Raw genomic sequence first — 359 nt, 5'->3', positions numbered from 1 at the left:
GGCTGCGAGAGAACGCGCAGGCGGTGCACGTCGACCAGCGTCTGCGCCTGGGCGGGCAGCTTGCCGAAGCGATCGACGATTTCTTCGAGCAGGGCGTCGATCTGCTCGGGCGTGCGCGCCGTGGCGAGTTTCTTGTAGAACGACAGGCGCAGGTGCACGTCGCCGCAGTAGTCGTCGGGCAGCAGGGCCGGGGCGTGCAGGTTGATGTCGGTGGTCACGCTCAGGGGGCTGAGCAGGTCGGGCTCCTTGCCGGCCTTGAGGCAGCGCACGGCCTCGCTGAGCATTTCGTTGTAGAGCTGAAAGCCGATTTCCATCATGTTGCCGCTCTGGTTCTCGCCCAGCATCTCGCCGGCGCCGCG

At 66.9% G+C, this 359-nt stretch carries 1 protein-coding gene; it reads right to left on the bottom strand.

All coding sequences use genetic code 11. The annotated features are described in order from the left end of the window. Positions 1 to 359: TRCF domain-containing protein (locus tag QZH66_RS18860; protein ID WP_345783890.1), on the bottom strand; the 359-nt coding region annotated here is incomplete at both ends.

This window comes from Stenotrophomonas sp. YIM B06876, assembly GCF_030711595.1.
Classification (GTDB): Bacteria; Pseudomonadota; Gammaproteobacteria; order Xanthomonadales; family Xanthomonadaceae; genus Stenotrophomonas.
Note: the sequence above shows the minus strand (reverse complement) of the source record. Positions and strands in the feature narration are given on the sequence as shown.